The organism is Aeromonas sp. 603757 (assembly GCF_049171255.1).
Classification (GTDB): domain Bacteria; phylum Pseudomonadota; class Gammaproteobacteria; order Enterobacterales; family Aeromonadaceae; genus Aeromonas; species Aeromonas veronii_A.
Window position 1 is genome coordinate 149,922 of the sequence record NZ_JAAKOE010000008.1, and the last position, 16,678, is coordinate 166,599.

Here is a 16,678-nt window from a genome sequence, read left to right on the forward strand (position 1 = left end):
CGGACTATGTGTGCTCTTTGGCAGACAGATAAAGAAACGGCGCCTTGATGGCGCCGTTTTTATTGGGTGGCAATCGCCTTAGCCGTTGGCCGGTACCGCGTGGGCGGTGTTGGCCAGTACCGGGCCTGTGTACTTCTCGATCTGCAGCTGGGCCATGTGGCCGCAGTTGCCCTGCGCCAGACTGGACGAGCCTTCGTCAAAGGTGAGGCAGTTGACGTTGCCGTTCTTGCAGATGCTACCCGCTTCGCCCGGCTTGGCCGGGTCGTACCAGGCCCCTTCACAGATCCGCACCACCCCTTGGCGCACATCTTCGGAGAGCAGGGCGCCCACCAGGATCTGGCCGCGCTCGTTGAAGGCGCGCACCAGATCCCCCTGGGCGATACCACGAACCTTGGCGTCGGCGGGATGGATCATGATCGCTTCGCGGTCTGCGATGGCGAACTTGTCCCGCAGCGGAGTGTTGTCGAGCTGGGAGTGCAGCCGCTGGGTCGGGTGGGAGGTGTTGAGCGACAGCGGATAGCGCGCCGCCACCTCGCTCTTCACCCACTCCTTGGGCTCATACCACTTGGGATGGCCGGCGCAGTCGGCGTAACCCATCCCCGCCACCGTGTTGGAGAAGATCTCGATCTTGCCGGACGGGGTGCCGAGCGGGTTGAGCAGCGGATTCTCGCGAAAATCGGCGTGACGGATCCACTGGCGGTTGGCCTCGGGGATCGGGAAGCGGATGTAGTTGTTGGACTCCCAGAACATGTTGAACGGCGGCAGCGCCACGCGGGCACCGCGGGCCTGCGCCGCCATGCCGTCGTACATCTGCTTGAGCCACAGCATCTCGTCCTTCCCTTCGGTGTACTGCTCCTGCACGCCCAGCTTGGCGGCGATGGCGCTGAAGATATCGAAGTCGTTGCGGGACTCGTGCTGGGGCGGCACGCACTGGTGCATCGGGAACACATAGCGCTGGGAGTAGTCGCCACCCATCTCCAGATCGTTGCGCTCGTAGCTGGTGGTGACCGGCAGCACGATATCGGCGTGCTTGGCAGTCGCCGTCCAGTAGGGCTCGTGGACGATCACGGTCTGCGGCTTGCGCCACGCCTGCAGCAGGTTGTTGGTGTCCTGATGGTGGTGGAAGGGGTTGCCGCCCGCCACGTAGACCAGCTTGATGTCCGGATAGGTCACCTTGCGGCCGTTGAAGTCGATGGTCTTGCTCGGATTGGCGAGGCAGTCGGCGATGCGGGCCACCGGGATCGGGGCCGGGCTGTTCTTCGGTGCGTTGCCGGCGGAGATCCCCGCCAGAATGCCACCCTTGGCGGTGGGGCTGCCACCGGAGGAGTAGTGGTAGCTGAAGCCGTAGCCGCCGCCCGGCAGGCCGATCTGGCCCAACATGGAGGCCAGAGTGACCAGCATCCAGTTCGGCTGTTCACCGTGCTGCTGACGCTGCATACCCCAACCGGCCATGATCATGGTGCGCTTGGCGGCCATATCGAGGGCCAGCTGGCGGATCACCTTGGCATCGACGCCGCAGACAGTGCTCGCCCACTCGGCGCTCTTCGGCTGACCGTCATCCTTGCCGAGCAGGTAGTTCAGGAACTTGTCGAAGCCGACGGTGTAGCGATCGAGGAAGGCCTGATCGTGCTTCTTCTCGCTATAGAGGGTGTGAGCCACCCCCAGCATCATGGCCACATCGGTGTAGGCGTTCGGGGCAATCCACTCGGCGCCGACCAGCTTGGCGGTCTCGTTGTAGACCGGATCGATGCTGATGACGCGGGTGCCTTTCTCTTTCAGCGCCTTGAAGCCGGCCTGACCTTCATGATCCGGCATGTTCCAGCTGTTCTTCAGGGTGACCTGAGCATTGACCCCCCACAGCACCACCAGTTCGGCGTTCTCCACCACGTTGGGCCAGGCGGTCTGCTGTTCGTACACCTCGATGGAGCCCATCACGTGGGACATGATCACCTGAGCCGCGCCGGTGGAGTAGTCACCGGCATAACCGGTGAAGCCGCCGGAGAGGTTCATCAGGCGGTGCAGCAGGGTGCGGCTGTTGTGGAACATGCCGACACTCTTCCAGCCGTAGGAACCGGCGTGGATCGCCTGCGGGCCGAAGTCACTCTGAACCCGCTGGATCTCGCCGGCCACCAGTTCGATCGCCTTGTCCCAGCTCACTCGTACCCATTCGTCGGCACCGCGCAGCTCGGGTTTGGCGCCCGGGCCATGCTCCAGCCAGCTTTTGCGCACCATGGGGTATTTGATGCGGTTCTTGGCGTGCACCTGGAACGGCGCCATGTCGATAAGGTCGTTCGGCGCCGGATCATCGGCCACCGGCTGGACGCGCACCATGCGGCCATCCTCGACTATCGCCTCGAAGGCACCCCAGTGGGCGCCGGTTAGAATGCCCTTCTGGGCGGGCACCAGGGTCGGGAACTGACTCAATGCGGTGCTGATGGCTTGCGCCAGCGCACTCTTGGGAAAAATGCCGCCGAGCAGGGGCAGGGCTGCGCAGGCGCCGAGCCCCTTGAGCAGGTTGCGGCGGGACAGATTGGTCTTCTTGTCATTGAAAAAAGTCATAACGGTTTTCCTCTGTGCCAGCCTTAGTGGGCCGCGCTCATGTCACTGGCGTGTTTCTGGACATACTGGGTCAACATGCGAGCCTGTTCCGGGGTCAGGGAGGTGCGAGATTCCATCCCCTTGATGACGCCGATCCACTGGTTGGCATTGAAGTGATCCAGCGCGGTGAGGCCGTGGCAGCCGGTACAGTTGTTGGACATCAGGGTGGAGGCGTATTGCCACAGCTTACCCTGATCGCCGATAAGCTGACTCTGGTCGACCCAGGCGGTCAGCTTGACCTGATGCCAGGTGAGGTTGGTGGCGCTGTCGGTTTCACTCTGGCCGGTGACCAGCGCTTTCTTGGCGGCATCGCCGACCAGTACGCTGAGGATCCGCTTGCCCGGTGCGGCGTAGAACACTTCGCTCACACCATCCTGTTGCCAGCCTTCGATCTGCACCTTGGCGCGGCCGTTTTCGTTGGCCAGCACTTCCACCTTGGTGGAGGGCATCAGGGTACCTTCGTCGGTCTTGGCTGCAGCATCAAGGAACAGCGGGGTGGTGGCGATGGCGTAACGGGTGGTGACGTTGGCTGGGGTCTGGGCCGCAGCCTGCGCCAGCTTGCTGGCACCGGCGGCAGCCAGGCCGCTCATGTCAGGCATGATGTGGGCGACACCGCGGTGGCAGTCGATACAGGTCTGACCCTCCTTGATGGCGACCGGGTGCTCGGCACGGGCATTGGGGCGCTGGGCCAGAATGTCCATCGCCTCGTAGCTGTGGCAGCTGCGGCAGGTGGCGGAGTCGTTGGCTTTCAGCTCGTCCCAGACGGATTGGGCCATCCGCAGCTTGTGGGCTTCATACTTTTCCGGGGTATCCAGCGTGCCGATCGCCTCGTGATAGATATCCTTCACGGCGCGGATCTTGGTCCACAGGTAGGAGGTGGGGTCGCCCGGGATGTGGCAGTCGGCGCACTCGGCGCGGATCCCCTTGGTGTTCTGGAAGTGGACACTGCCCTGATACTCGGCGAGCGGAGTCTGCATGGAGTGGCAGGAGACGCAGAATTCGGTGGAGCTGGTCTTGTGCAGCACGGTCACGGTGACACCCAGTGCCGCGACACCCAGCAGGGCCCCGAGCAGCAGGAGCCAGAACCAGGTTTTTCTTATCAGTTTTCCAATCATGGCGGCGTTTTCCTACGGTCAATAATTACCTACATAGTACTAGTCCAATAGTAGTAGTAATGATAGGGATAAGGCGTTGACCTTCATCATGGTTTATATTTTTGATTGTTGTCACATTTTGCCTTTTATTTCGCCATTGACACATTTATCGAATTAAATTCAGTTGTTTTCTGTTTTATCTATTTGTGCACTTTCCGCGACAGCTGTTAGCCCCCTCGCAAAACCCCACAAGATTCGCTGATATAGTGAGCAGTGAGCCTCAACGGAGTGTCGCTGATGAGCCCTTTCTCACTGCTGTGTGTCGCCGCCAACGTGCAACTGCTGGCCGAATTCGAACAGGAGTTGGCTCCGCTGCTCGGCCATTTCGCGCTGGTGGTGGTAGTCGGTCAGGGGTCGGCTGAGCTGGCCTTGGACGAGCTGGATCGCAAGGGGCAGCCACCCGCCGTAGTGGTGTGTGACAGCGAGCTGGGGGATGGGCGAGGGGCCGATTTTCTGATCCGCCTCGGCAGCCGTCATGAGGCGTGCCGCAAGATCCTGCTGGGCAGCCAGCCCGAGATGAAATCGATCATCGAGGCGGTGAACCTCGGTCGTCTCGACTACTACCTGCAACGCCCCTGGCGCGATGGCAGCCTGCGCCGGGCGGTGATCGAGCAGGCGAGCCACTTTGTATTGCAGCGTCCTGAGGCGGATCTGCTGAGCTATGCCGCCGTGCTCGACAACCAGAAGCTGCTGCGAGCCCACGTCGATCGCCAGTTGGCAGCCTATCGGCAGGGCTTTATGGATTACACCCACTGCAGCGATGAAGAACTCTCCCGGGTGGTGATCGACGGCCTCTACCAGTTTTTCGAGGGCAATGACGAGGAGCGGGTCTGCCGCCACTACAGCCCGGGCCATGTGCTGACCCGCGAGGGGGAGCCCAACAGCTTCCTCTGGTTTATCGCCAAGGGGGAGGTGGTGCTGCGCAAGCGGGACGAGCAGGGGATCGATCAGGAGGTGGTGCACTACCGTACCGGCTCGCTGGTGGGGGGCATGTCCTTCGTCACCGGCGAACCCGCCTTCACCACCGGCGTGACCCTGACCGGTGCCGAGGTGATCAAGCTCGACAAGCTGCAATTCTCCCGGGTGATGCAGGCGCGCAGCGAACTGCTCCCCTCCTTTACCAACCTGCTGCTGCGCCACTTCAACCGCCGTCTGCAAAACAGCATCCGTACCGAGATGCGGTTGCAACAGACCCTCAACTCCCTCGATGCCGCCTACGCCCAGCTGGTGGAGAGCGAAAAGATGGCGATGCTAGGCCAGCTGGTGGCTGGTGTTGCCCACGAGCTGAACAACCCGGTGGCGGCCATTATTCGTGGCAGCGAGACTCTGCGGGCCGCCATCCCCGATCTGGTCAATCTCGAGCTGCCAGCACCCATCAAGGGGCTGGGCAACCAGACCCTCTGTCAGGCGCTCTCTTCCCAGCCGGTCTCGACCAGCGAGATCCGTGACAAGACCCGGCAGGCTGAAGGGCGCTTTGGCGATCGCCAGCAGGCGCGGCTGGCGGTGCAGATGAATCTGGATGACGAGCTGAACTGGCAACGCTGGTTTGCCAGCCGCACTGCCGACGAGCGGGAGGCGCTGCTCTCCCGGCTGGAGCTGTTCCAGCAGACCGGCAGCTTCCTGCGCAATATCGAGGTGTGCGCCCGTCGCATCGGCGATCTGGTCAAGAGCCTCAAGCAGTATGCCCGGCAGGACAGGGATGAACCCTCGCTGGTGGACCTGCACGAGGGGCTGGAAGATACCTTGATGATTTTCGAAAACCGCCTCAAGCATCATGATCTCTGCAAGGAGTACCAGCCGCTGCCGCTGGTGCGCTGTCACCCCATCGCCCTGCAGCAGGTGTGGACCAACCTGATCGCCAACAGTCTGGATGCCATGAGCGGCCCGGGGCGACTCACCATTCGCACCGGGTTGCTGGATCCCGAGTGGGTCATGGTGGAGATAGAGGATAGTGGTTGCGGCATCGAGCCCGAGCTGTGGCAGCGGATCTTCGATCTCAACTTCACCACCAAGCGGGAGGGCCATTTCGGCCTCGGGATTGGTCTGAGTGTCTCGTTGCAGATAGTTCAGCAGCACCACGGCCGGATCGAGGTGGCCTCCGAACCGGGCCGTTACACCCGGATGCGGGTCTGTCTACCGCTGGACGGCATGGGGCAGGCCGGTTACGGGGGCGAACCTCATCACAACAAGGAGCATGCGGCCTGAGCCGTCGCCAGCATCAATCGCGCGGCGTGCCAAACCATGTCGCCAAGGAGGAGCAATGAACAAACACTATCTGATCCTGTGTGTGGACGATGAGCGGGAGGTGCTGGATGCGGTGATCCACGATCTCGCCCCGTTCCGCTCCCACTTCGAACTGGAAGCCGCCGAGAGCGTCGATGAGGCGCGAGCGGTGGTGGAGGAGTGGGAGCACGACGGCAACAAGCTGGCGCTGATCCTCTGTGACCACATCATGCCGGGAACCCTGGGAGTCGATTTTCTGGTGGAGCTGAACCGGCGAGCCTCCACCCGGGCCAGCCGCAAATTGCTGCTGACCGGACAAGCGGGGCTGGAGGCCACCGTCGATGCGGTCAACCGCGGCGGTTTGCACTACTACCTTGCCAAACCGTGGAAGCTGGAGACCCTGCAAGAGGCGGTGCGCGAACAGCTGACCGACTACCTGCTGGCGGAAGATGGCGAAAATGCCTTCCACTATGCGCCGCTGCTCAATCAGGCGCGGCTGTTTGCCGCCATCCACGATCACCCGTTCGACGAGTAGGGGCAGTTGGGCTTTCGCGGTGGCAGTTGTATACTGTCTGCATATACAGTATTGCAGGTAGCCACCGATGCGACTCTTTATCGCCGAGAAGCCCACGCTGGGCCGTGCCATTGCCGATGCCCTGCCCAAGCCCCACAAGAAGGGCGACGGTTTTATCGAAACCGCCCAGGGTGATGTGGTCACCTGGTGTATCGGCCATCTGCTGGAGCAGGCCGAGCCCGATGCCTATGACGCCGCCTTCAAGCAGTGGCGGATGGAGCATCTCCCCATCATCCCCGCCCAGTGGCAGCTGGTGGCCAAGCCCAAGACCAAAGCCCAGCTCACCGTCATCAAGCGACTGATCAAGCAGGCGGACTGCGTGGTTAATGCCGGTGACCCGGACCGGGAAGGGCAGTTGCTGGTGGACGAGGTGATCGACTTTCTCGGCTACCCGAAAACCAAGCCGGTGCAGCGTTGCCTCATCAGCGATCTCAACCCGCCAGCGGTGCGCCGCGCTCTCGAGAAGCTGAGGGACAACAAGGAATTCGTACCGCTGGCGGTCTCGGCGCTGGCCCGCAGTCGGGCCGACTGGCTCTACGGCATCAACATGACCCGCGCCTATACCCTGCTCGGCCGCAAGGCCGGTTGTAGCGAGCTGCTCTCGGTCGGTCGGGTGCAGACCCCGCTGCTGGGGCTGGTGGTGCGGCGGGATCTCGAGATCGAGGCCTTCGTCCCCAAACCCTTCTACGAGGTGCTGGCCCATCTGCTGACCGATAGCAACGAGCGCTTCACCGCCAAGTGGCTGCCATCGGAAGCCTGCCTGCCGTGGCAAGATGAGGAGGGGCGGGTGCTCAACCGGGCGCTGGCCGACAAGGTGGTGAGTCGGATTAACGGCCAACCGGCACAGGTCGAATCGGTGGAGGAGCATGCCCGCAAGCAGGCGGCGCCGCTGCCCTACAACCTCTCCAGCCTGCAGATCGATGCCGCCAAACGGTTCGGTATGGATGCCAAGCGGGTGCTCGATATCTGCCAGAGCCTCTACGAGCGTCACAAGCTCATCACCTATCCGCGTTCCGACAGCCGCTATCTGCCGACCGACCACTTCAAGCGGGCCGAGCAGGTGCGCGGTGCCATCGCCGCTACAGCGCCTGCACTGGCCAAGGCGGTGAGCGAGGCTGATGGCAAGATCCGCAGTAAGGCGTGGAACGATAGCAAGGTGGATGCCCACCACGCCATCATCCCCACCGAGAAGCAGGGCAACCCCGCCACACTGGGGGCCGACGAGGCGAAGCTCTATGGCCTGATTGCCCGCCAGTATCTGCTACAGTTCTATCCCCCGTTCGAATACAACGACAGCAAGGTGCTGCTGCGCATCGCCGGTGGCCTGTTTCAGGCCAAGGCGCGGCGAATCCTCAAGGCGGGCTGGAAGGCGCTGCTCGGGGTGGAGGAGGATGACGACGAAGAGAAGGCGGGCACGCTACCCGCGCTGAAGGAGGGCGAACAACTGTTCTGCGAGCGGGGCGAACTGCAGGAGAAGATGACCCAGCCGCCCAAGTCGTTCACCGATGCCACCCTGCTGGCGGCCATGACCGGCATCGCCCGCTATGTGCAGGATCCCGAGATCCGCAAGACCCTGCGCGACACCGATGGCCTCGGCACAGAAGCGACCCGGGCGGGTATCATCGACCTGCTGTTCAAGCGTCGCTTTCTGGTGCGTCAGGGCAAGAGCATCAAGGCGACCCCGACCGGGCGGGCGCTGGTACAGGCGCTGCCTGCGACGGCCACCACGCCGGATATGACGGCGCTGTGGGAGCAGAGCCTCGGCCAGATCGCCGAGCGCCACGGCAGCTATCAGCAGTTTATGGGGCCGCTCACCGAGCAGCTCAACGGTCTGATCGAGGGGGCGCGGCAGGACTCCGGCGCCAGCTTCAGCGCCCTGCCCAAGGAGGCACCGAGGGCCGGCAAGCGGCGTTTTACCAAGCGCAAGACTGGCGGGCCCCGACCGCGCAAGACGACCAGCAAGCGCCAGACCAGTGCTGCATAACGAAAAAAGGCGCCCATCCTGGGCGCCAAAGGCATTGTTGTCAGGCTGCCTGAGTGGACAAGCTGGCACGGATCCTGTGCTGGTAGTGCAGAACCACACCGAGAAACACCAGGTCCTTGAACAGGAAGAACTCGGTGACTGGCACGCCGTCAACCATCTTCCAGACACCTGTCAGAGTCAGCAGGAAGCTCAGCGTCGCCAGGAAGGTGACGATAGCCCCCATGCTGCACCAGTAACCGATGCGAGGTTGCCACAGACCCACGACCAGCCCGATGGCGATCACTATCTCGACCACCCCGATCAGGTTCGATACGCTCTGTTCCGACAGGGGGCCATAGAGCCAGCTCATCAAGGGGTGGCTGGCTACCAGTGGTTTGATGGCGGCTGCCTCTGTCGGGGTAAACTTGAAGACGCCGATCCAGAGCAGGGTCAATACCACGCCCGCCAGAGCGACCAGAAAGCCTTTGTCATGTTGCTGCATGGGGGCTCCTTGTTTAAGGGGTCAGAGTGACGGGCGGGAAGTCGATCTCGGTCGCCGCCAGGTGGTTGCCATAGTTGGTCAGGGTATTGACCACCACCTGGCCGAGCACCTCCAGCAGCAGCTCGTCATCTACGCCTGCGGCACGGGCGCTAGCAAGCTGCTCGTCACTGATCACCCCGCGCTGACTGACCAGCGCTGTTGCCAGTTGCAGCAGGGCGTGATCAAGGGGAGCCGAGGCCTGGCCGAGCCGGGCAGCCCGGATCTCCTGGGCCGAGAATCCGGCCTTGCCCGCGAGCAGTGTGTGGGCAGACAAACAGTATTGGCAGGCGTTGGCTTGACCTATGGCCAGTGCCAGCAACTCCCGTTGTGGGGCAGTGAGACGCCCCTTGCCAAGCGCCTCGGCAAAGGCCAGGAAGCCATTGAGCAGGGCTGGCGAGTGGGCCAGGGTAGCGTAGAGGTTGGGCACCATACCCAGATTGCGTTGCAGGGTGGCCAGGGTCTGGGCAGCTGCGGGTTGCGGTTGGGATACGGGTTGGATACGGCTCATGATCTTCTCCTGTGGTAGTGAAGGTACGGGAGACAGTGTGCCGTCATTCGTGATACGGTTTATCACTCATCGTCTGCAAATAAATACTATTAGTCTCAAATATGGATCCGCTCTCTGCCCTGTTGGTTCATGCCTCCCCCGAAGCCAAGATCTTCTTCGCCGGCAACCTGTGCCAGAACTCCTCCAGTGATGATTACCCGAGTGGCGGACATCTTCATCTGCTGCGCAGCGGTGCCGTCATGCTGCGTGAAGAGGGGGGAGCCAGCTTGCTGCTCGAGGAGCCGACTCTGATCCTGTTCCCTCGGGGACGTCCTCACAAGCTTGAACCCAGAACTCTGGGGGGTTGTGATTTGGTGTGCGCCAATGTCGTATTCGGCAAGGGGGGATCATCGCCGTTGCAACTGGCATTACCGGGCTCGCTGGTGCTGCCGCTACGTGAGTTGCCTGTCCTGACGCCGGTGCTGAGTCAGCTGTTTGACGAGGCGTTTCACCCCCGCTACGGGCAGGATCCGCTGATCTCCCGCTTGCTGGAGGTACTGTTGATCCTGCTGCTGCGTCATCTGGTCGAGCAAGGGGTGTGTCAGCAGGGGATGCTGGCAGGTATTTCCGATCCCCAGTTGGCCAAGGCGATCTCGGTGATGCATCAGCGTGGGGATGAACCCTGGACGGTGGCCACGCTGGCGCGGGAGGCCGGCATGTCGCGGGCCCGCTTTGCCGCGAGGTTTCAGGAGCGGGTCGGTCAAGCGCCGCTTGGTTATCTGACCCGCTGGCGCATGGCGTGCGCCTGCCAGCAACTGCTGGCGGGGGAGCCCATGGTGCAGGTGGCGCTGGGTGCGGGATACAGCAGCAGTGTTGCCTTTGGTCGGGCATTCGAGCGGGAGCTGGGGGTGAGCCCGGGGCGCTGGCTCAAGGCGCAGCAACAAGCCGAATAAAAAAACGGGGCAGCCAGTGGCTGCCCCGTGTTCATGGCTGGTCAGCCGGTATAGACGTTCTCTTCCGGATAACGGATGCGGGTCTCGACCGGGCGGGCCAGCATAAAGGCCAGGGTCAGGGGGCCGAGACGGCCGCAGATCATCACCAGCACCAGGATCAGCTTGCCCGGCTCGCTCAGGGAGGCGGTGATGCCGGTGGAGAGGCCGACGGTGGCAAATGCCGAGATGGTCTCGAACATGATTTTGTCGAACGGCAGATCCTCGGTCACCATCAGCAGGAACATCGCCAGCATCAGCACCATGGTGCTGACGATGATGATGGCCAGCGAGCGGGTCACGATCTGGGGCGACAGGGTGCGGCCAAAAGCGGTGACATGGGGCCGCTTGGTCAGAAACGCCTTGGTCGCCAGCAGCACGACCGCGAAGGTGGTGACTTTGATACCGCCACCGGTGGAGGTGGCACCGGCACCGATAAACATCAGCATCATCAGGAACAGCAACGCCGCCGGGGTCATCAGCCCGATATCTATGGTATTGAAACCGGCGGTACGGGCGCTGGCAGACTGGAAGAAGGCAGCCAGCAGCTGGCCACCGATACCGGCCTTGCCGAGGGTGCCCGGGTTGTTGTGTTCCAGCAGCCAGAACATCAGGGTACCGGCCAGCAGCAGCGCCGGGGTCATCAGCAGCATCAGCTTGCTGTGCAGCTTCAGCTTGCGCCAGCGGCGGTTGCGCACCAGATCGACGATGACGGTAAAGCCGATCCCCCCCAGGATCAGCAGACCGGCGATGGTCAGGCTGATGATGGGGTCGTCCCTATAGTCCATCAGGTTGTTGGCAAACAGCGAAAACCCGGCGTTGTTGAAGGCCGATACTGCGTGGAAGAAGCTGACATAGAGGCCGTGCACCCAACCCATCTCGGGCACCCAGCGGATCGCCATGATGCCGGTACCGATCAATTGGGCGATAAAGGCGAACAGCACGATCCGTTTGACCAGCTGAATGATGTTGACCGAGCCTTCCTGTCCCAGCGCCTCCTTGGCCAGTACCTGCTGGCGTAGGCCGACCCGTTTGCTGAAGATGGCGATCAGCAGCAGGGTCATGGTCATCTGGCCCAGACCGCCGATCTCCATCAGCATCAGCAGGAAAATCTGCCCCTGCAGGGTAAAGGCGGTGCCGGTATCCACCACGCCAAGACCTGTCACGCTGATGGCCGAGGTGGCGGTAAACAGGGCGTTGACGAAGGTGACCTCGCCATTGTGGCTGGAGGGTTGCACCAGAAAGATGGTGCCAATCAGCAGAATGATCAGAAAGCTGCCGAGGATCAGCCGGGCTTCGCTCCAGCGAGAGTCCTGCTCCCGATGGAGGGCGAAGGCGTAGCTGCTGCGCCAGTTGATCATAGGGTTTCGAGCCAGTGGTCGATGGCGTGCTTGTTGCCCGCCAGGATCAGGATGTCGCCCAGTTGCAGCTCCATCTTGCCGGTCAGCACGTTGTGCAGCACATCACCACGCTTGATGGCGAGCAGCTGGAAATCGCTCTGTTGCAGCAGATGGAAGTCGCCTAGTTCCCGGCCGTTCTGTTGTAGGCCAATCACGAACTCGGTCAGCACCATGTCGTGGCCCAGCTCCAGATAGTCGAACAGCCGGTTGTCCAGCATGCTCTGGGCGACCCGGCGGCCCATGTCCCACTCCGGGTTGATCACCTTGTCGGCGCCCACTTTCTGCAGGATCTTGGCGTGGAACTTGTCGCGCGCCTTGACCCACACCTTCTTCACGCCCGCCTCTTTCAAGACGAGGGTGGTGAGGATGCTGGTCTCCAGGTTGTCACCGATGGCAACGAAGACGATATCGAAATTGGCCAGTCCCAGCTCGGCCACGGTGGCCTCATCGGTGGCGTCGGCCACGATAACGTGATTGCAGAGGGCGGCGATTTGCCGGGTCTTGCTCTCGTCGATATCGATGGCCAGTACTTCGGCATCTTGCCGTTGCAGCTCTTCGCACAGCGCGCTGCCAAACAGGCCCAGGCCGATGACGGCAAACTGGTTGTTCATGAGTTATTCCTCAGCAGTTGAAGTCGCCTACTCTAAACCACTGCTATTCCCCCGAAAAGGGCTCGGGTTTTTCGTCATGGGGCAACTTGAGGTAGACTGCGCCCTTGCACCAAGCCGGGATAGACCGATGAAACTGAATGCCAACGCCTCCTTGTTGAAGCTCAACACCCTTGCCCTCGATGCGTATTGCCTCTGGCTGGCCGAGGTGGAGCAGGTTGCCGATCTGGCGACCCTGCGTGCCGATCCGCAGTTCAACCAGCTGCCGCGCCTCAATCTGGGCGGCGGCAGCAACATGCTCTTCACCACCGATTTTCTCGGTCTGGTGGTGCTCAACCGGCTCAAGGGGATTACCGCTGAAGATGGTGGCGATCACTGGTTGCTCCATGTTGCGGCCGGTGAAGATTGGCATCAGCTGGTGCGCCATACCTTGCAACAGGGCTGGTTCGGGCTGGAGAATCTGGCGCTCATTCCCGGCACAGTCGGTGCAGCGCCGGTGCAGAATATCGGTGCCTATGGCGTTGAGCTGGCCGACTTCTGCGCCTATGTCGAGGCGTTCAACTGGCAGAGTGGCGAGATAGAACGGATCGCGGCGGCAGAGTGCCGCTTCGGTTATCGCGACAGTATCTTCAAACACGAGTATCAGGATTCCCACCTGATCACTGCCGTCGGGCTCAAACTGCCCAAGGGGTGGCAACCGGTGCTGGGCTATGGCCCACTGGCGGCGCTCGGTGACGCGCCTTCGGCGCAGGTCATCTTCGATACCGTCTGTGCCACCCGCATGGCCAAACTGCCGGATCCCGCCGTGCTCGGCAATGCCGGTAGCTTCTTCAAAAATCCGGTGGTGCCTGCCGCGCTGGCGGAGTCGCTCAAGGTGCGCTACCCGCAGATGCCCTGCTATCCGGCCGGAGAAGGGCAGGCCAAGCTGGCTGCGGGCTGGCTCATCGATCAGTGCGGTCTGAAAGGTTTCGCCATCGGCCGCGCCGCCGTCCATCAGGAGCAGGCGCTGGTACTGGTCAATCTAGGGGGCGCCAGTGCCATGGAGCTGATCGCGCTGGCGGCTCATGTCCGCGACAGCGTGGAGCAGACGTTTGGCGTGGTGTTGGAGCACGAGGTGCGCTTTATGGGGGCGCATGGTGAAACCTGGCTCGACGAGGTGCTCTCATGACGTTGACTCCCATCAGACAGACCCTGATCACCCTGCTTAGCGACGGCCAGTTTCACTCCGGCGAACAGCTGGGTGAGCAGCTCGGCATCAGCCGGGCGGCGGTGAGCAAACACATGGCGGCGCTCAAGGAGCTGGGGTTGGATCTCTTTAGCCTGACCGGCAAGGGCTACCGGTTGGCGGTGCCGATGGCGCTCTATGATCAGGCTACCTTGCAGGCACTGGCCCCGATGGCACCGGTGCACTGTTTTCCGGTCATTGGCTCGACCAATCAACACCTGCTGGATCGGGTCAATGAGCTGCGCTCTGGCGAGAGCTGTCTGGCCGAGTGTCAGACAGCCGGGCGCGGTCGTCGTGGCAAACCCTGGATTTCGCCGTTTGGTTGCCAGCTGATCCTCAGCATGTACTGGCGACTCGAACAAGGCATGGCGGCGGCCATGGGGCTGAGTCTGGCGGTCGGCGTGGCAGTGGTTGAAGCGCTGGAGTCCCTTGGCTATCAAGGCGTCGAGCTCAAGTGGCCGAACGACCTCTACTATCAGGGCCGCAAGCTGGCGGGAATACTGGTGGAGATGAGCGGTAGCGCCGGGGCCAGTTGTCATCTGGTGATCGGCATTGGTCTCAATCTGGCGATGCCTGCCCGCGAAGGTGAGAAGATTGATCAGGCCTGGGCTGAGCTGCGTCACATCAATCCGGAACTGGTGGATCGCAATCAGTTGGCGGCCCGGATGATCGTCCATCTGCAGCGGGCGCTGCACACCTTTGAGCAGCAGGGGCTGGCAAGCTTTGTCGATGAGTGGAACCGGCTCGATCACTTTGCCGGTCGCCCTGTGCGCCTGCTGATGGGGGATCAGGAGATCCGCGGCATCGCTCGTGGCATCGACGATCGCGGCGCCCTGCGACTGGAGACAGGTGAAGGGATCAAATACTATCTGGGGGGCGAGCTCTCCCTGCGCCGGGGCGACTGAGGGTCAGCAAGGCCGCTCATGATGCCAAACAAGAAGAGGGGGCCCGCGGGCCCCCTCTTCGTTATCCGGCAACCGCCGTCATCATTTGCGCAGTTTGATCTGCTCGATGGCGTGCTCATGGCCCTTGGTCATGATCAGGTTGGCTCGCTCACGCGTTGGCAAGATATTTTCTTGCAAATTCAGATAGTTGATATCTTGCCAGATGTTGCTGGCGATCTGGGTCGCCTCACTCTCCGCCAGCTTGGCGTAGTTATGGAAGTAGGAGTCGGGATCCGAGAAGGCGCCGCTGCGGAATTTCAGGAAGCGTTCGATATACCAGGTGCGCAGCAGTTCGGCATCGGCATCCACATAGATGGAGAAGTCGACGAAGTCCGACACGAAGACCCGATGGGGCTCCTGAGGGTAATCCATGCCGCTTTGCAGCACATTGAGCCCTTCCAGGATCAGGATGTCCGGCTGCTCCACCACCTTCTTCTCATCGGGAATGATGTCGTAGATAAGGTGGGAGTAAACCGGCGCTTCGACCTTCTCGTGACCAGCGCGGATGTTGGCGACAAACTCCACCAGATGGCGGATGTCGTAGGATTCCGGGAACCCCTTGCGGCGCATCAGGCCGCGCTCTTCCAGTACCTTGTTGGGATAGAGGAAGCCGTCGGTGGTGACCAGCTCCACCCGTGGATGTTCCGGCCAGCGCTCCAACAGGGCCTGCAGAATACGGGCCGTGGTGCTTTTGCCCCCCGCCACGCTGCCGGCAATGCTGATAATATAAGTGCCCTTGCCGCGGGACTGGCCGAGAAACTGCTCCAGCACCCGGCTGCGACGCTGTTTGGCTTTGACATAGAGATTGAGCAGGCGGGAGAGAGGCAGATAGATCTCTTCCACTTCCCGCAATGACACCTTCTCGTTGATCCCGCGCAGGGTCTGCAGATCGTGTTCGGTCAGGGTCAGGGGGACCGAATCGCGCAATAACGCCCATTGTTCGCGGGTGAATTGCAGATAGGGGTTATGCTCTGTCGTCATGGTGTCATCACTGTTTCTTGGGCACGGCGACCATACACCAAGGGTGGGGGAGCGACAAGGGACGCAGCAGGATTGGCTTGTTTGCCCCCGCTTTTTTGCAAACTTCCCAGCAATAAAGCATATTTTGCCGGGTTCAATGGTTGCATCCCCCAAAACCTTACAATAAAATGCGCGACGCTTGACTGTCTGTCGTCTATTTGCGGTGCAAAAGCGATAAACACAACGGGTGCAAGCAGAATTACCGTTGTGACAATCTGGCGTCTGGAGGGGTTCCCGAGCGGCCAAAGGGATCAGACTGTAAATCTGACGGCTCTGCCTTCGAAGGTTCGAATCCTTCTCCCTCCACCATATTTCTCTGCGGTTTGAGTTCTTTGGGTTAGAGAAATGCGGGCATCGTATAATGGCTATTACCTCAGCCTTCCAAGCTGATGATGCGGGTTCGATTCCCGCTGCCCGCTCCAAGATGCTGATATGGCTCAGGCGTTAGCAGAGCCGCACCCTAGGGTGAGTTCGGCAAGCGAACCAGCCATCAGTACCTCTCTCTTTCCCACCAGATTCAAATCCATCATATAAACTGTTCTGTGGTTAGCTTGCCACCGCGTACTCAGCGTTAGTTTAGAGGGACGATCATGTCTAAAGAAAAATTTGAGCGTAATAAACCGCACGTTAACGTGGGTACCATCGGCCACGTTGACCACGGTAAAACCACCCTGACTGCAGCTATCACCAACGTGCTGGCCAAGCACTTCGGTGGTAAAGCTTTCGCCTTCGACCAGATCGACAAGGCACCGGAAGAGCGTGAGCGTGGTATCACCATCAACACCTCCCACGTAGAATACGACACCGCTACCCGTCACTACGCCCACGTAGATTGCCCGGGTCACGCCGACTACGTTAAAAACATGATCACCGGTGCTGCCCAGATGGACGGCGCGATCCTGGTAGTAGCAGCGACTGACGGCCCGATGCCGCAGACTCGTGAGCACATCCT

General features: G+C 61.4%; 14 protein-coding genes and 2 tRNA genes. 9 read left to right on the top strand and 7 right to left on the bottom strand.

The window, feature by feature from the left end; genetic code table 11:
• Positions 1 to 78: 78 nt before the first annotated feature.
• Positions 79 to 2,559 (bottom strand): trimethylamine-N-oxide reductase TorA, encoded by a 2,481-nt coding sequence (gene torA / locus G5332_RS10210; protein ID WP_227341798.1) that lies wholly within the window; start codon positions 2,557 to 2,559, stop codon positions 79 to 81.
• Between the two features lie 23 nt (positions 2,560 to 2,582).
• Complete coding sequence (locus tag G5332_RS10215; RefSeq protein WP_421311243.1) at positions 2,583 to 3,713, bottom strand: NapC/NirT family cytochrome c; 1,131 nt, start codon at positions 3,711 to 3,713, stop codon at positions 2,583 to 2,585.
• A gap of 276 nt (positions 3,714 to 3,989) precedes the next feature.
• Here G5332_RS10215 and G5332_RS10220 point away from each other — a divergent pair, with 276 nt between their 5' ends.
• The 3 genes from G5332_RS10220 to G5332_RS10230 all read left to right on the top strand — a co-directional run bounded on the left by G5332_RS10220 (position 3,990) and on the right by G5332_RS10230 (position 8,533).
• Entirely contained in the window at positions 3,990 to 5,957 is a 1,968-nt protein-coding gene (locus tag G5332_RS10220) for an ATP-binding protein (protein ID WP_421231097.1), read from the top strand.
• A 55-nt stretch (positions 5,958 to 6,012) separates the two neighbouring features.
• The gene (locus G5332_RS10225) at positions 6,013 to 6,510 is read left to right on the top strand and encodes a response regulator (protein ID WP_227341800.1); all 498 of its coding nucleotides are present in this window, start codon (positions 6,013 to 6,015) and stop codon (positions 6,508 to 6,510) included.
• Between the two features lie 67 nt (positions 6,511 to 6,577).
• Positions 6,578 to 8,533 carry a DNA topoisomerase III gene (locus G5332_RS10230; protein ID WP_421311244.1) on the top strand — a complete coding sequence of 652 codons (1,956 nt, stop codon included), beginning with the start codon at positions 6,578 to 6,580 and terminating at the stop codon, positions 8,531 to 8,533.
• A gap of 40 nt (positions 8,534 to 8,573) precedes the next feature.
• On the opposite strand, the gene G5332_RS10235 is transcribed toward G5332_RS10230, so the two are convergent.
• The gene (locus G5332_RS10235; protein WP_005357613.1) at positions 8,574 to 9,014 is read right to left on the bottom strand and encodes a DUF417 family protein; all 441 of its coding nucleotides are present in this window, start codon (positions 9,012 to 9,014) and stop codon (positions 8,574 to 8,576) included.
• Positions 9,015 to 9,027: 13 nt separating this feature from the next.
• Positions 9,028 to 9,561, bottom strand: coding sequence for a carboxymuconolactone decarboxylase family protein (locus G5332_RS10240; protein ID WP_139412137.1), 534 nt, complete (start codon positions 9,559 to 9,561; stop codon positions 9,028 to 9,030).
• A 101-nt stretch (positions 9,562 to 9,662) separates the two neighbouring features.
• On the opposite strand from G5332_RS10240, the gene G5332_RS10245 reads away from it, so the two are divergent.
• Positions 9,663 to 10,493 carry an AraC family transcriptional regulator gene (locus tag G5332_RS10245; RefSeq protein WP_227341802.1) on the top strand — a complete coding sequence of 277 codons (831 nt, stop codon included), beginning with the start codon at positions 9,663 to 9,665 and terminating at the stop codon, positions 10,491 to 10,493.
• A gap of 41 nt (positions 10,494 to 10,534) precedes the next feature.
• Here the strand turns inward: G5332_RS10245 and G5332_RS10250 are convergent, their stop codons facing one another.
• Together G5332_RS10250 and G5332_RS10255 are read right to left on the bottom strand one after the other, a co-directional pair.
• Complete coding sequence (locus tag G5332_RS10250) at positions 10,535 to 11,890, bottom strand: TrkH family potassium uptake protein (RefSeq protein WP_005356363.1); 1,356 nt, start codon at positions 11,888 to 11,890, stop codon at positions 10,535 to 10,537.
• Entirely contained in the window at positions 11,887 to 12,540 is a 654-nt protein-coding gene (locus tag G5332_RS10255) for a potassium channel family protein (RefSeq protein WP_005339863.1), read from the bottom strand. The genes G5332_RS10250 and G5332_RS10255 overlap by 4 nt, the downstream gene beginning before the upstream one ends.
• Before the next feature lie 127 nt (positions 12,541 to 12,667).
• On the opposite strand from G5332_RS10255, the gene murB reads away from it, so the two are divergent.
• Together murB and birA are read left to right on the top strand one after the other, a co-directional pair.
• On the top strand, positions 12,668 to 13,705 hold the full coding sequence (gene murB / locus G5332_RS10260; protein ID WP_159164501.1) for a UDP-N-acetylmuramate dehydrogenase: 1,038 nt from the start codon (positions 12,668 to 12,670) through the stop codon (positions 13,703 to 13,705).
• Entirely contained in the window at positions 13,702 to 14,667 is a 966-nt protein-coding gene (gene birA / locus G5332_RS10265) for a bifunctional biotin--[acetyl-CoA-carboxylase] ligase/biotin operon repressor BirA (RefSeq protein WP_227341803.1), read from the top strand. The genes murB and birA overlap by 4 nt, the downstream gene beginning before the upstream one ends.
• Before the next feature lie 81 nt (positions 14,668 to 14,748).
• On the opposite strand, the gene coaA is transcribed toward birA, so the two are convergent.
• Positions 14,749 to 15,687, bottom strand: a complete 939-nt coding sequence (gene coaA, locus G5332_RS10270) for a type I pantothenate kinase (protein ID WP_005339877.1) — start codon at positions 15,685 to 15,687, stop codon at positions 14,749 to 14,751.
• Between the two features lie 263 nt (positions 15,688 to 15,950).
• Between coaA and G5332_RS10275 the strand changes: the two genes are divergently transcribed.
• The 3 genes from G5332_RS10275 to G5332_RS10285 all read left to right on the top strand — a co-directional run.
• Positions 15,951 to 16,035 (top strand) — tRNA-Tyr (locus G5332_RS10275).
• A 38-nt stretch (positions 16,036 to 16,073) separates the two neighbouring features.
• A tRNA-Gly gene (locus G5332_RS10280) sits at positions 16,074 to 16,148 on the top strand.
• Positions 16,149 to 16,316: 168 nt separating this feature from the next.
• A partial coding sequence (locus tag G5332_RS10285; protein WP_270831864.1) for a GTP-binding protein occupies positions 16,317 to 16,678 on the top strand: 362 nt, incomplete at its 3' end.